Origin of the sequence: Serratia sp. Res13-Sevr-LER1-36-b (assembly GCF_015673035.1) — a bacterium.
Lineage (GTDB): Bacteria > Pseudomonadota > Gammaproteobacteria > Enterobacterales > Enterobacteriaceae > Chania > Chania fonticola_C.
The window spans coordinates 516,986-530,622 of sequence record NZ_JADACK010000005.1 but is presented as its reverse complement, the minus strand read 5'-3'; the positions used below and the strand labels follow the sequence as shown (position 1 = coordinate 530,622).

The following is a 13,637-nucleotide window of genomic DNA, read 5'->3' as shown; positions in this document are numbered from 1 at the left end:
TAATGACTCCAATAGGTAGAACATGTACTTTTCGATGGAGGCCCCAATGACCTTTTCTTGCAACTCAATCGACCATGAGAATCAGATTGTTTTATGGTACATGCGCTTTACAGGGGTTCGCAACGTTAGGTTATTACGTTCAATACATTTAGTAAATATGCAGCCTGTCAGATGCTTATCCTTCTGTACTTTCCGGCTATAACTGCCCCATTCATCACTGGCTAGCATGCCGATATTGAACGGGATCAGTAATCGGCAAGTTTCATCGGTGCGGTGCCCAAAGGTGTAGGCCAGTACACTGCCTGTTTTGGTATTGTTTGCATACTAGAGCCAGTGCTGGCGAACCTTGTTGCAGACTAAGCTCCACTGTTCATCGAGTTCGCAGGTAAGCGCTACATCAGCATGAGCGACTAGTGAGGACGTTATCCGCTTCGGCGCGAGTTATTAAAGTACGCATGACGGCGTTGATACCGACTTTTAGCGTTCTTACCGTATCCGGACACCAGCACCGTTGAAGGCCTAATCAACGATTATCGGCGCCAGAACGATTCCTTCTCCCTGTGGGCTGAGGAATCCCCAGAAAAATTGAGACGAGAAGCAGGCTGTTTTTCACCCGGGAACGGGATGAAAAACAACCTTAAGCAGACGAGAAAAGGTCATCGTAATTATCTCACTGCCAATTTGCGAACAAAATGGAACAGATTGCTCGTAAAGCACTCGTTCTAATTATCTGAATCCACTAAAAAAATTAGTAGGGATTATTCCTCAGCCCTGTTGAAGGATTATTGTGAGGAGTAAACTGCGAAGATCAGACTTTGGTCAGTATCAACTGACCGCTTTTATCCAGCGGGATCTGGGTGCCTGGATCGTGATCCATGCGGATTTTGCCCTGCTGGTCGCCAATCTTGTAAGTCACGTCATAGCCCAGCATTTTCTGCGATTTGTCATACACCGTTTTGCAGCGCTGCTGCGTGCTGGTGGTAGTGTCGTTGTCTTGCAAGGCACCCTGTACCTGGTGCCCGGCATACCCGCCACCCAGCGCACCTACCACGGTCGCAACATCACGGCCCCGGCCACCGCCAAACTGGTGGCCAATCACGCCCCCGGCAACCGCACCCAGCACGGAGCCAGCGATGCGATTTTCATCCTGAACCGGCGCACGATGGGTCACCGTGACGTTGCGGCACTCTTGCCGAGGGGTTTTGATGGTTTCTTTGATCGGTGTTGCGGCGAGAACCTGCGCATATTGTGGGCCGGGAGTGAATACGTCCAGACCAGCTACGGCAGCAATTCCCAGAGCGGCTGCAATACCAATCCCAACACCGGCTAACATTGATTTGTTCACAGGAAATCCTCCTGAATGTGTTACCACGCATTATGCACCGGGCGAGCTCGCCGTGATCACTGGCGATCCCCCGGTTTACGGCGTGCGTGACGCGCCGTCTGTAAACTCCCTAAAGTCTGCACAAGGAAGTTCAGCCTCGCAATAAGACTCAATGAGCAAAACGCACTGTAAACGGGCCAAAACCCATGAATTGAGAAGAATCCTATCCCTGCCAGCCCCCCCTATCTCACGGCAATAAAAAAACCCACGCGGCAAGCCTACGTGGGTTTTCATCAACCGAACGAATGGGTTAAAAAAATCAGTGCATCTTCAAGCGCGGACGGATCACGCGGTTGATACCACCCACCAGCATCATCAGGCCGGTTTTGGTATAGCCATGCAGCGCTACCTGGTGCATACGGTACAGCGAAATATACACCACGCGGGCAATACGCCCTTCGACCATCATTGAACCGCGCATCAGGTTACCCATCAGGCTACCTACGGTGCTGAAGCGGGAAAGCGAGACCAGTGAACCGTGATCCTTATAAACGTAAGGTTTCATCGGCTGATCGTGCATCATCGCCAGGATGTTGCTATAGCAACGTGATGCCATCTGGTGAGCAGACTGTGCCCGTGGTGGCACAAAGCCGCCGCCTTCACGTGGGCAGGAAGCGCAGTCACCGATAGCAAAAATGTTGGCATCACGGGTGGTTTGCAGCGTTGGCTCAACTACCAGCTGATTGATGCGGTTGGTTTCCAGCCCAGCAATCTCTTTCATAAAGTCTGGAGCCTTGATGCCGGCCGCCCACACCATCAGATCGGCATTGATAAATTCGCCGCCTTTGGTGTTCAGGCCATGCTCATCGGCACTGGTCACCATGGTATTGGTTAATACCCGCACGCCAAGTTTGTTCAGTTCCTGATGCGCCGCTGCGGAAATACGCGGCGGCAGCGCTGGCAGAATACGCTCACCGGCTTCCACCAGGGTAACCTTCAAGGCGCTGTTATCCAGCCCTTCAAAACCGTAGCTGTGCAACTGTTTGACCGCGTTATGCAGCTCTGCCGACAGTTCAACGCCGGTAGCCCCACCGCCCACGATGGCAATATTCACGCTCTCCTTCTCTTCCGGATTGGCAGAGAACTTGAGGAACAGGTTCAACATCTCGTTATGGAAACGGTGCGCCTGATTCGGGTTATCCAGGAAGATGCAGTTATCTCTTACCCCTGGGGTGCCAAAGTCGTTCGAGGTGCTGCCGAGCGCCATCACCAGGATGTCGTAGCTCAACTCGCGGGCGGGAACCAGCTGGCAGCCTTGCTCATCGCAGATCTGCGTTAACTGCAGCGTTTTATTTTCACGGTCAATGTTGACCAGTGAACCCAGTTGGAAGTTGAAGAAGTGATTACGCGCATGTGCCAGGTAGTTCAACGCATCCACACCGTCATCCAGGGAGCCGGTAGCCACTTCATGCAGCAACGGCTTCCACAGATGGCTGTGGTTGCGATCCACCAGCGTGATCTCCGCTTTGTGCTTACGACCCAGTTTATGGCCCAGGCTGGTTGCCAGCTCCAGACCACCGGCACCACCGCCGACAATAACAATTTTTTTCTTTGGCGTTGTCAAAATGACCCCCTGAATGTGAACCAATTGTTGCCTAAGGGTAAATAAATAATATCCTTAGAATACATAGGGTTCGCTTAAGTTAAACCTGCAATCTGGGGCCAGAATAGCACGAGAGGTTATTTGGTCATACCAAAATTGATGTACGTCAAAGTTTTTTGGTTAAAGGCTGGACGAAGGGATTTTTTGAGGATTGTGATTCAAATAGTTAGCGTGAGATCACAGTTTTACATTTTGCTGCCCACCGGCGAAAACGGGCACGATAAAAACAAAAAAGCCGCAATTGCTGCCCTTGGGGAACAGCGTTCACGGCTCAAAAATGCGTTATAAAACTGTTACGCCAATGTCTTGAACGCTTTGATGCGTTGCAAGTGCGGCGAGATGTTTTTAAACTTGTGACTCTGCTGTTCATCCCAGACGATTTCATAATACTTGTGCAGCAACTCGGCACTACGCTGGCTGTCCAACACTTCGTCCTGGCGAGAAAGCACCACCAGGCAGCGATCGCGATTCTTCTCACGAAAATCTTCCACGCATTTGGTGGCGATATCGCGATACTCTTCCGGCCGGTCGATCTTGCCGTGCATATGTTCTTCCGGGTACAGATTCGGGTTGAAGATCACCTGACGGATACCGCACAAAAAACCGATACGTTCGGCCCAAAAACCCCCAAGACCCACACCGCAGATCAATGGGTGGGCATCCCCTTCCTGCTGTACCGCCTTGTCCACCTCTTTCAATAAATGCTGCATATCATGGCGCGGATGCAAAGTGCTGTAGCTGATAAAGCGCACGTCCGGATCGATGAACTGTAACTGCATAATCTTTTCATGATTGCCGGGACTGGTGGAATCGAAGCCATGCAAATAGATAATCATGTGGTTCCTCGCAACAAGCTGGGGGCCGCTGGCAGCCCCCATTATTAACGCCGCCTTCTTGCGGCGCCCTGGCCGTTCACCCCGCTGAGCGTTGCTTATGCTCTTCCCAGCGTTCATGCAATTGACTCAGCGCATGATGCGCCTTTTGCCAACGGTCGGAATCGCGCAGTTCCTGACGGGTGAACTGACCGCGATGATATAACCGCTGCAATTTCTCTACTTTGACCGGGGACAGGTTATCTAACACGCTGACCGCCCCTGCCCGATTATTACAAACCAGGATCATATCGCAACCGGCATCCAGCGCCGCCTGGCCACGTTCGGCATAGCTGCCCATGATCGCCGCCCCTTCCATCGACAGATCGTCAGAGAAGATCACGCCCTCAAAGCCTAGCTCCTGACGCAAGATTTGCTGCAGCCAGTAAGGCGAGCCGCTGGCCGGGCGCGGGTCTGCTTCAGTATAGATAACGTGGGCTGGCATGATGGCATCCAGCAATCCGCGTTGGATCAGCTCACGGAAGATAGTCATATCATGTTCGCGGATTTGAGCCAATGGCCTTGGATCGCGAGGCGTTTCTTTATGCGAGTCCGCCGTGACTGCGCCATGCCCTGGGAAATGCTTGCCGGTGGTTTTCATCCCGGCGCTGTGCATCCCCTGGATAAAGCGTTCGGCCATCACTAACGCCTGCTGCGGATCGCTATGGAACGAACGCTCGCCAATCGCCGCGCTGGCGTGGCCGATGTCCAATACCGGGGCAAAGCTGATATCGATATCCTGGGCAATCATTTCCGAGGCCATCAGCCACCCGGCTTCCTGAGCCAGACGCCCGCCTTCCTGAGCATCGTTGAGCGCCGCAAAGGACTGCGCCGCCGGTAAGCGGGTAAAACCTTCGCGAAAGCGCTGTACGCGCCCGCCTTCCTGATCCACCGCCACAACCAGCCGCGAATGCGAGGCCGCGCGGATTTGGCGAACCAGCTCACGCAACTGCTGCGGATCGGCAAAGTTGCGGGTAAACAGGATTAAGCCCCCTACCAGCGGGTGTTTTAAAATCTCGCGTTCTTCTGCGTCCAGCTCATAGCCGACGACATCTAGCATTACTGGGCCCACGGCCACCTCACATCAGTATTCATGATTAATTTGACGATGATAAACAAAAACGCCGGTATAACGCTGCGCCCCAACGCAAAAATTCCGCATCCCGACACTGCTGCCAGCGCACTTCGCACCACATCAGCATCAGGTAATCCACCCACGGCAACCAACGCTGAACCTGTGAGGCCAACTGCGGCAAATCGGCATAGCCGTGGGGTTGGTATTGCTCTAAAAAGCGTTGTTGCACAGCCGGGGAAAATTGATTGAAGCGAAACATCGCCGCCAGCTCAAGGGCGATATCGCCATCGGCGGCATACTCCCAGTCGATCAGCCTGAGCTGCCCGGCCTGTCGCAGCAGATTACCGGCATGAATATCCATGTGCAGCGTTGCCAACTGCAACGGTCGCGGCATGGTACCGGTGATGAAATAGCGCTGCCAACGCAGCCAGGCTGGCGTGATCCGCCGGCGATCAATTTGCTGCCAATAGCGGGTAAATTGCTGTTGCAGATCCAGCCGGTAACCACTCAACCCACGGTTATGCAACTGGGCGGTCAACTCTGCCAACTCCCCGTTGGCCGTTAAGGAAGCAAACGCCGTTTCGTCAACGCTCTCACCGGCAAGCCATTCGACGACCAACCACTCAGGGCTCTGTAACCACACCCTTGGCCCCATGCCTAATCCAGCACGCTTGAGCACTTGCCCCTCACGCCGACGGTTAACGCCGAGCATGCGTTTTTCCGGCGTCTGCGGACGGGCTAGCAGTTGCACATCGCCACTGTCGATCCGCCAGCTCTCGCCGCTCAACCCTTCTACCAGGCTAAAATGACAACCGGCGGTATTTACCGCCGGCAGCCTGTTACTCAAGAGTCGCCGCAGCTGGGATTCAGTATTTGACGTCGCCATTGCCTGACCAGACGATCTCACCGGTTTGTACCAGCATCAGTTGCATTTCCATCGCCGGTGACTTCACATCGCCACTGACGTCGCTATACAACACGTATTGCGCATTGACGATGCGCGCCAGGCCAATCGCCTTGCTGCGCGATCCGAGACTGTCTTCCGCCGACAGGCCCAGCGTTTGTTTGGCGCTCGCCAACTGCGATTCCGGCACGACGGCAAAGGTGTTGTTGGATGCCAAAGCCTGATGCAGCGCCGAGGTGGCGTTGCCGATGCTCAATGAGCCATTGGTATTGTTTTTCACGCTGTCCAACAGCAATACGCTGCCAGGCGTGACGCCATCAGCCTTCAACATCTGATTGACCAACGGCTGCACGCTGCCCAGCCAGTCAAGCTGCTGGATCTTCGGCGGCTGTGGCACCGGCTCGTTGGTTGGTGGCAACGGTTCAGGCTGAGGCTCTGGTTGCGGTTGTGGCTCTACCGTCACCGGTGCCGTAGGCTCTGGCGGACGTGATGGACAACCGGTTAACACCAACGCGGCCAGTGCCACCCATAGGAACTTTTTCATTACCTTCTCCAACGTAACCCAAAACTTATAAGTATAAATACAGACGTACACGCTTGGCATCAAGGTTGCCATTCAACGAATAAATCTCGGTGTCTGAATTGGCGGCAACGGTGACCGTACGCGGCTGTTCAAAAGGCAGGATATCTAACCCCTGTTTGTCATACCAGTAGAAACGATAGTGGAGGGTCACCGGCGTCGTCTGGGTGTTGCTGAGCACCGAACTGGCCCGCAGGCGGCCAGATGCGTCGGCAATAGACGGGTTATCCGCCAGAATACCCGCCGTCAGTACCGGTGAATCCATCACCACCGTTTGCCGTTCATTGACCGAGATGCCCTTCGGGCTGCTACAGCCCATCAGCATCGCGGCGGGGAGCACCAGCGCCATCAAGTAACGCGTCGTGTGGATATAGCGCATGGTCTTCCTCGGTTAACGTGACAACAACGGGCCCAGAGCGCGCCCACCGACTAAATGCATATGAATATGATAGACCTCTTGCCCGCCGTGACGATTGCAATTGATGAGCAAGCGGTAACCGTCTTCGGCAATCCCTTCCTGCTCGGCAATTTTGGCCGCCACGGTGATCATACGGCCTAATGCGGCCTCGTGTTCCACGGTCACGTCGTTCACCGTTGGGATCAGGACGTTCGGCACGATCAGGATATGGGTCGGTGCCTGTGGGGAAATATCACGAAATGCGGTGACCAGCTCGTCCTGGTAGACGACATCGGCAGGGATTTCACGGCGAATAATTTTACTGAAAATCGTTTCTTCGGCCATCTGGAACTCCTTGTTCAGCGAAAATATTGGTTTACGCAGTATGCGTGACAAATTCTACTGCTATCAACCCGATTGCGCACTTTCCGTATCGAGTGATGGAGAATCACTCAACCTTACGAGTTTTCCAGCGGTTATTGGCTACCAATCAACTGCGGCGCATGGCCACGCATCCAATCAGCCAACGAGTCTAACGTGGGGCGCAACGTTTTACCCAGAGGCGTTATCTGGTATTCCACCCGTGGTGGCACCTCAGGAAACACTTGCCGAGTGACAAGACCGCATTGTTCAAACTGGCGGAGCTGACGCGTCAGCTCTTTTTGCGCGATTGGGGCCACCGCGCGCTGTAATTCGCTAAAGCGTATTGGACCGTCGATCACCATCAGGCGATACAGGATCGGGATCGCCCATTTTCCCGAAACCAAATTAACGAAGCTCACCATCGGGCACGGTTCTCCCGCCGGCGGTAACGGGAAATTTTTTTCGACCTGCCCTTTCACTATTGACGCCATTGCATCCCACCTTGTCTTTTAGTATCCAAACGGTACCTACTATGCAAAAGGTACTGAGAGACCAATAATGGCGTAACTGACCAACGAGAGGAAGGGTTATGTCACGATTAACAGGTAAATACGCGTTGATTACCGGGGGAACCAGCGGCATCGGGCTGGAGACGGCCCGGCAGTTTATTGCCGAAGGAGCCACCGTGGCGATCACCGGGCGCAGCGCAAGCGGGTTAACAGCGGCTGGCGAAACGCTAGGGGATGTCGTGCTATTGCACAATGACGCCGGGGATATCGGCCAACAGCCGGTTTTAGCCGCGCAGTTGGCTAAAAGCTGGCCCCGGCTGGATATCCTGTATATCAACGCCGGTGATGTCACCCATCTGCCGTTACAGGAATGGGATGAACAACGCTATGACCAACTGATGAACACCAATCTCAAAGGCCCTCTGTTTTTGATCCAGGCCCTGTTACCGTTGCTGGGCAATCCTGCCTCGGTGATCCTGTGTGGTTCCGTCAGCGCGCATATTGGCCTGGCGCAAAGCAGTGTCTATGCCGCCAGTAAAGCCGGGATTTTGTCTTTGGCGCGTTCGCTTTCTGCTGAGCTGCACCCACGCGGTATTCGTGTCAACGGCCTTAGCCCTGGCCCAACGGCAACTCCGGCGCTGGGCAAGCTGAGTTTACCGGCACAGGCTGAACAGGAATTGCGCGAAGAGATCCACGCGCTGGTGCCGATTGGCCGCATGGGGACTGCGCTGGAATTGGCCAAAGCCGCCGTATTCCTCGCGTCTGACGAATCCAGCTACATGGTGGGCAGTGAACTGCTGATCGACGGTGGCGTGGGGAATTTAGCACGGAGTTGAAAGGCTATTGTAGGGGCGCTGCATGCTGCGCCCAATGAGATCATGCCAATGTTTGCTCGACGAGTTTATCGCTTCAGCAAAACTTCCAGCCTGGCTTTCACCTCACACCATTCATCATCGATAATGCTGAACCTGACCGAGTTACGTTTGCGCCCGTCGGGCATGATGCGTTCATGACGTACAATCCCCTCCTGCTTGGCACCAATCCGCAAAATTGCCGCGCGTGACTTGTCGTTCAGTTCGTCGGTGGTGAACTGTACCCGTACCGCCTGTAATACTTCAAAGGCATAGCCGAGCAGTAGGTATTTCGCTTCAGTATTCACGCCGGTACGCTGCACCGATTGGCTCAGCCAGGTGTGGCCGATTTCCATTTTGCGATTAGCCCGGTCGATTTTCCAGAAACGGGTACTGCCGATAATTCGCCCGCTAGCCTGCTGAACAATGACAAACGGCAGCATGGAGCCAACATCACGGCCTGCCACGGCAGTGGCGATATAGCTGTCGATCGTACTGGCACTCGGCACTGCGGTAACCTTCAGGTTCCACAGTTCGCCATCAGCAGCGGCGCTCAGCATTGCCTCACGGTGCTGTGGCTGCAAGGGTCGTAGTTCGATTTGAGTGCCGACCAACGTTGGTGGCTTGAGCACGGATGGGGTGGACATTATTCCCTCTCTTGCAGCGATCGATGAACTGCCATCAGCATCGCAATAAACAGGGAAAAAAACCAACAAATTAAACAGGATGTACACTGAGCCCGTTCAGCTTACTTGTTCTATGTAACAAAGCGCTGATTTATTACCAGGCGGGATTACTGTTAACATTCGCTTGGGTGCTCTGGATCTTTTTGTCCTGAGCATGAGCAAGGGATAGAAAGAGAAAAGCCCCGAATCGACGTAAATCAACCCGAGGCCACTCTTATGCCCAAACACCATAAAGGTAGCCTCTTAGCCGCTGAAAGGCAAGGACAAGGAGGCTATCATGCCGCAAAAGTTAGTAGTAATGGCCCTGGTTATTCTCTGTATCACCGTACTGGTGTTCACCTGGATGACCAGGAAAAGACTCTGTGAGATCCGCATTCGTAGCGGAGAAACGGAGGTTGCGGCCATGATGGCTTACGAATCCGCAAGGTAAGGCAACCCAACGGCGGGGCTTGCCCCTGCCTGTTGGTTGTTTGAGCAGAGATCCATGAGCACCCCTCCCTATCTTGTTAAGCAATCCCACACACAAAAGCCCGCAGCCGCCATAGCATATGTAATAAAAAAAGGTTTAAAAAACAATTAGTTATATAGAAATTCATCACCGCAAGAAACGGGCAAAAACCAATAAATAACAAGGATGAGCACTGAGCTGGTTCATCTTACTTGTTCTATGTAACAAAGCGCTGATTTATTACCGGGCAGGATTAGGGGTAAAATTCACGTGGGTGCTCTGGATCTTTTTGTCCTGAGCATTAGCAGGGATAGAAAGAGAAAAGCCCCGAATCGATGTAAATCAACCCGAGGCCACTCTTATGCATGAACACCATAAAGGTAGCCTCTTACCCGCCGAAAGGCAAGGACAAGGAGGCTATCATGCCGCAAAAGTTAGTAGTTATGGCCCTGGTTATTCTCTGTATCACCGTACTGGTGTTTACCTGGATGACCAGGAAAAGACTCTGTGAGATCCGCATTCGTAGCGGAGAAACGGAGGTTGCGGCCATGATGGCTTACGAATCCGCAAGGTAAGGCAACCCAACGGCGGGGCTTGCCCCCGCCTGTTGGTTGTTTGAGCAGAGATCCATGAGCGCCCCTCCCCATGTTGTTAATCAACCCATAAAAAAGGGAGGCCTAAGCCGCCATATTGTAGGCAACAAAAACAAGCAGTTACATATTTATCAATGCTTTAAATACCTGTAACTGCGTGCTGAAAACGGGGATAGCGTGGGGGTTTTGGGCAGAATGTGGACACAATCCCCATATGCCAATACCAAATTCAAACTCTCATTTGTAAAATTTAAAGATTATTACTTATGTAATCCAATCAATTAATCTCATAATTACATAATTACATAATTACATAATTACATAATTACATAATTAATAATATAAATTACTAAACAATTTATCCCTATTATCTATTCTTATTTTCAGTCCATCTCCAAATATATGAAACTCTTCATTGTCGATATAACTTTCAGTGTGCCTTTCACTCTCTAAGATAACTTTTGAAAAGTTACTAAAATCACCAGTTTCCATGGCAACTAGCAACTGGTCAGTTAACTTAATTGAAACGCCATAACGAGCTGAAATATAACGAGTAAATCTTGGGTGGGACAATGATTTTAAATGATAGTAATATGAACTAAAATACTCAGCATCTGAGAATTCGACATCTAACCCATCCTGCTCCGGCTCTGGATCTTGAAATTTAACACTCATTGAAGTGTCAAAATATACTTGAGAGGCAATGTATAATATAGGGGTAGCACCGTTAACCGTCTTAATTACATCGAGTTGGTCTAACGCTGTATTTTGTGTTGTATTATTATATTTTCCAGAAGTCCCTTTTGCCTCCACAATAATATAATCTCCTTGAAAATTCCGCCCAATCAAGTCGGGGCGCGATTTTGTTTTACGTGAATAGGTCATGGGAGTTTTCAACATGTGTAAATGTGCTAACCAAGGAACATTAAGTAATTTTTGAGAAAGTAGTTTGGAAATAGCCATTCCTAACATGAAAGACATAAATGTTTTCTCTGTAGGATCAGAATCCTTATAAATTACCGACTTATGTATTTCATTTTTACTTAAGTCAAGAATAGAGCGAATAAGGCTAATGCGATTTATAATTTCATGACTAGAAAACCCACCATTTATATGCAGCTGACGATGGTAGCGTTTTCCTACAGTTATCATCGCCCATAACAGCTCAGTCTCACTAATTTTCACCCCAGATGAACTATTCAATCCTGCATAACTTCCAGAGAAATCAACAATATTACAATTCAAATGATGCAACATAAATATCTCCGTATATTTTAAAGTATAAATTACATATGCGAAAATTTAAAAATCAAACTAAACGCAGTGTCTTACTACCCTTTCGAATAGTAAAAAGTTGCGGCGAAACAACAAATTTCACCGCCCTTCAACAATATAATGGACTACAGTGTTACCTATGAGTCCCATTTTACTATTTATCAAATTTAAAGAAGAAAAACCTTCTTCAATTATAATTCCCAAAGAGAGCCTTAACAGCCGCTGTGTCTAGTGGATCAATATCCCTTGTACTTGAACCTTGTCTTATGAAATATTTTTTATCATATGTACAAATCGAACCTATACTTTTGATAGTTATTTTTAAAATATGCCTTCCATAATATGAACATATTTGTATATCTTTGAGAAGCTGCTGTTTTAGAGCCTCATCCACATCAGATGTTTCTATTCTTCCTTTTATCAACATCAAGTAGTCATCTATATTTTTACTAAGAGCAGCCGCTTCACCATCAATTCCAGAAACATAAAAATCATTAACAACCACTGCCTCACAACCAAATAAATCCCTCACTCTATTCGCGGTCCCTTCATTTTCGGAAACCCCAACAAGAATATATCCAGTTGATGATGAAGATATATTATTAATACCAACACAGGTACTTATTATCTGTTTAACACACTCATCATCAACTTTATTATCCCCAGAGAGTCTAACTACTCCTTGTTTAAAATCATAATTTGGTTGTTCTGTTTTAGAGTTCATTAACAACTCATTTATTTCGGTTATGAAATTATGATTTATATAGCCAGCGCCTGAAACCTCAAAATATCTTAAAATATGAGCTTTTACATTTTCGACACTATCTTGTCGCGCTCTTGCAGCCCATCGACCACCGTCAGTTACATTGATGATTCCAGCTGCCTTACCGATATCTTTCAATTTCCCTAACAAACCCTCACGGTCTTTAATGATCATATGGTCATTAATCATTAACTCATATAGTGCCAAAAAAATTGCTTGGTAATACCTAGGGCACTCCTGAGATGTAGAGTCATCACCAAGTATGTGCCGATTGAAATTTTCTTTGTCCTCTGAGAAAAGCTCCGCCAAGGAATCATAAACATAGGCATACCTCCTGATAATCACATCAGCATTTTTAGCTTGTATATTTCGCTCTAACGCCTCTCTTAGCTCTATCGTATGTGGTGTATCGTGGATACCATAAAAACCATCTAGTGAACTCGAGCCAGAGGTTGGTTTTTCATCGAGCAAGGTATAAGCGATAATATTTGCCACAAGTTCTTCATCAGCAGACTCTCTTATGCTCTTCCTCGTAAGAATATGGTTTTTTACGTAAAAATGATTATCAATGTTTACGCCATATTCAAGTCCGTCATTACATATTGATATATGATGAACTTTTCCAAGCGGAATTGTATCAGAATGAGTGGTGTCACCTCTTATTAATGTCGATGTTTTTCTTACAACCTCAGAAAAATTACTTACACTTCCTGCGCTTCTTATTTCTTGCCTTGAAAGAGTTTTGCCATTCGAGTTTATTCTTCTAAAGACCTCATCAATGTCGCCTTCAGTTGATGAATACTCAGATATGGCGAATTTATACCTTGCAAATGAAGTTGATATCGCTCTATCAAGCACGGGTTCCTTTTGCGTTATTATTCCTCTATCTTTTAAATCCTTCGTTAAGGCAACGGAGTCAAGATCAAAGAACTGCCCCTCAATCGAGTACCTTTGTTCTATAAAACTCATTATTGACTCAAGTCTTTGCATGCCATCAAGAATTTCTCTTTTATCACCAAGATTAACGAAAAGCAAAAGAGGTATTGGATACTGCTCAATTATTGAAGAAATTAGTGACACTTTTTCATCTAATGACCAAACAAGCTTTCTCTGATATCTTCTATTTACAATCAGACTCCTATCAAGATACCAAGAATAAAGCTCCTCTATTGATTTTGAGTCGATATCTAAATTATCTTTAATCATAACACCCTTCTTTCAATCAGTTTATTTGTTATTTAATGGTACTATTATCCATATATATCACAATTGTGCTGTACGTAACTAATTAAAAAAATTTCTAGCCTTACCGATCTTCTAGACATTATCTCATT

At 48.9% G+C, this 13,637-nt stretch carries 15 protein-coding genes and 1 pseudogene; 3 read left to right on the top strand and 13 right to left on the bottom strand.

Annotated elements, in window-relative coordinates; all coding sequences use genetic code 11:
• Positions 1 to 15: 15 nt before the first annotated feature.
• The 10 genes and pseudogenes from IMQ33_RS03550 to IMQ33_RS03505 all read right to left on the bottom strand — a co-directional run.
• Positions 16 to 519 (bottom strand): annotated as a pseudogene (locus tag IMQ33_RS03550) (IS1 family transposase); the annotation flags it as partial.
• A 289-nt stretch (positions 520 to 808) separates the two neighbouring features.
• Positions 809 to 1,345: a glycine zipper 2TM domain-containing protein gene (locus tag IMQ33_RS03545; RefSeq protein ID WP_173409428.1), complete on the bottom strand. Its 537-nt coding sequence runs from the start codon at positions 1,343 to 1,345 to the stop codon at positions 809 to 811.
• Between the two features lie 298 nt (positions 1,346 to 1,643).
• Positions 1,644 to 2,948, bottom strand: a complete 1,305-nt coding sequence (locus IMQ33_RS03540) for an NAD(P)/FAD-dependent oxidoreductase (RefSeq protein WP_037374843.1) — start codon at positions 2,946 to 2,948, stop codon at positions 1,644 to 1,646.
• Positions 2,949 to 3,280: 332 nt separating this feature from the next.
• On the bottom strand, positions 3,281 to 3,823 hold the full coding sequence (ycfP, locus tag IMQ33_RS03535) for an alpha/beta hydrolase YcfP (RefSeq protein WP_024485957.1): 543 nt from the start codon (positions 3,821 to 3,823) through the stop codon (positions 3,281 to 3,283).
• A 76-nt stretch (positions 3,824 to 3,899) separates the two neighbouring features.
• Positions 3,900 to 4,919, bottom strand: a complete 1,020-nt coding sequence (gene nagZ, locus IMQ33_RS03530; protein WP_029712059.1) for a beta-N-acetylhexosaminidase — start codon at positions 4,917 to 4,919, stop codon at positions 3,900 to 3,902.
• A gap of 37 nt (positions 4,920 to 4,956) precedes the next feature.
• Positions 4,957 to 5,820, bottom strand: a complete 864-nt coding sequence (locus IMQ33_RS03525) for a phosphotransferase (protein WP_196062981.1) — start codon at positions 5,818 to 5,820, stop codon at positions 4,957 to 4,959.
• Positions 5,801 to 6,382 (bottom strand): penicillin-binding protein activator LpoB, encoded by a 582-nt coding sequence (gene lpoB, locus IMQ33_RS03520; protein WP_196062982.1) that lies wholly within the window; start codon positions 6,380 to 6,382, stop codon positions 5,801 to 5,803. Before lpoB ends, IMQ33_RS03525 begins: the two co-directional genes overlap by 20 nt.
• A gap of 25 nt (positions 6,383 to 6,407) precedes the next feature.
• Complete coding sequence (locus IMQ33_RS03515) at positions 6,408 to 6,797, bottom strand: YcfL family protein (protein ID WP_065685911.1); 390 nt, start codon at positions 6,795 to 6,797, stop codon at positions 6,408 to 6,410.
• 12 nt (positions 6,798 to 6,809) lie between these two features.
• Positions 6,810 to 7,160 carry a purine nucleoside phosphoramidase gene (hinT, locus tag IMQ33_RS03510; RefSeq protein ID WP_021178295.1) on the bottom strand — a complete coding sequence of 117 codons (351 nt, stop codon included), beginning with the start codon at positions 7,158 to 7,160 and terminating at the stop codon, positions 6,810 to 6,812.
• Between the two features lie 131 nt (positions 7,161 to 7,291).
• Positions 7,292 to 7,600 (bottom strand): helix-turn-helix domain-containing protein, encoded by a 309-nt coding sequence (locus IMQ33_RS03505; protein WP_098932003.1) that lies wholly within the window; start codon positions 7,598 to 7,600, stop codon positions 7,292 to 7,294.
• A 167-nt stretch (positions 7,601 to 7,767) separates the two neighbouring features.
• Here IMQ33_RS03505 and IMQ33_RS03500 point away from each other — a divergent pair, with 167 nt between their 5' ends.
• Positions 7,768 to 8,523 carry an SDR family oxidoreductase gene (locus IMQ33_RS03500; protein ID WP_196062983.1) on the top strand — a complete coding sequence of 252 codons (756 nt, stop codon included), beginning with the start codon at positions 7,768 to 7,770 and terminating at the stop codon, positions 8,521 to 8,523.
• 65 nt (positions 8,524 to 8,588) lie between these two features.
• Here the strand turns inward: IMQ33_RS03500 and IMQ33_RS03495 are convergent, their stop codons facing one another.
• Entirely contained in the window at positions 8,589 to 9,185 is a 597-nt protein-coding gene (locus tag IMQ33_RS03495; RefSeq protein WP_196062984.1) for a GNAT family N-acetyltransferase, read from the bottom strand.
• A gap of 316 nt (positions 9,186 to 9,501) precedes the next feature.
• Between IMQ33_RS03495 and IMQ33_RS03490 the strand changes: the two genes are divergently transcribed.
• Together IMQ33_RS03490 and IMQ33_RS03485 are read left to right on the top strand one after the other, a co-directional pair.
• Positions 9,502 to 9,654 carry a type I toxin-antitoxin system Hok family toxin gene (locus IMQ33_RS03490; protein WP_021178298.1) on the top strand — a complete coding sequence of 51 codons (153 nt, stop codon included), beginning with the start codon at positions 9,502 to 9,504 and terminating at the stop codon, positions 9,652 to 9,654.
• A 440-nt stretch (positions 9,655 to 10,094) separates the two neighbouring features.
• Entirely contained in the window at positions 10,095 to 10,247 is a 153-nt protein-coding gene (locus tag IMQ33_RS03485) for a type I toxin-antitoxin system Hok family toxin (protein WP_021178298.1), read from the top strand.
• Between the two features lie 351 nt (positions 10,248 to 10,598).
• On the opposite strand, the gene IMQ33_RS03480 is transcribed toward IMQ33_RS03485, so the two are convergent.
• Complete coding sequence (locus IMQ33_RS03480) at positions 10,599 to 11,522, bottom strand: hypothetical protein (protein WP_173409432.1); 924 nt, start codon at positions 11,520 to 11,522, stop codon at positions 10,599 to 10,601.
• Between the two features lie 205 nt (positions 11,523 to 11,727).
• Positions 11,728 to 13,509: a DUF262 domain-containing protein gene (locus IMQ33_RS03475; protein WP_173409433.1), complete on the bottom strand. Its 1,782-nt coding sequence runs from the start codon at positions 13,507 to 13,509 to the stop codon at positions 11,728 to 11,730.
• Between the last annotated feature and the right edge of the window lie 128 nt (positions 13,510 to 13,637).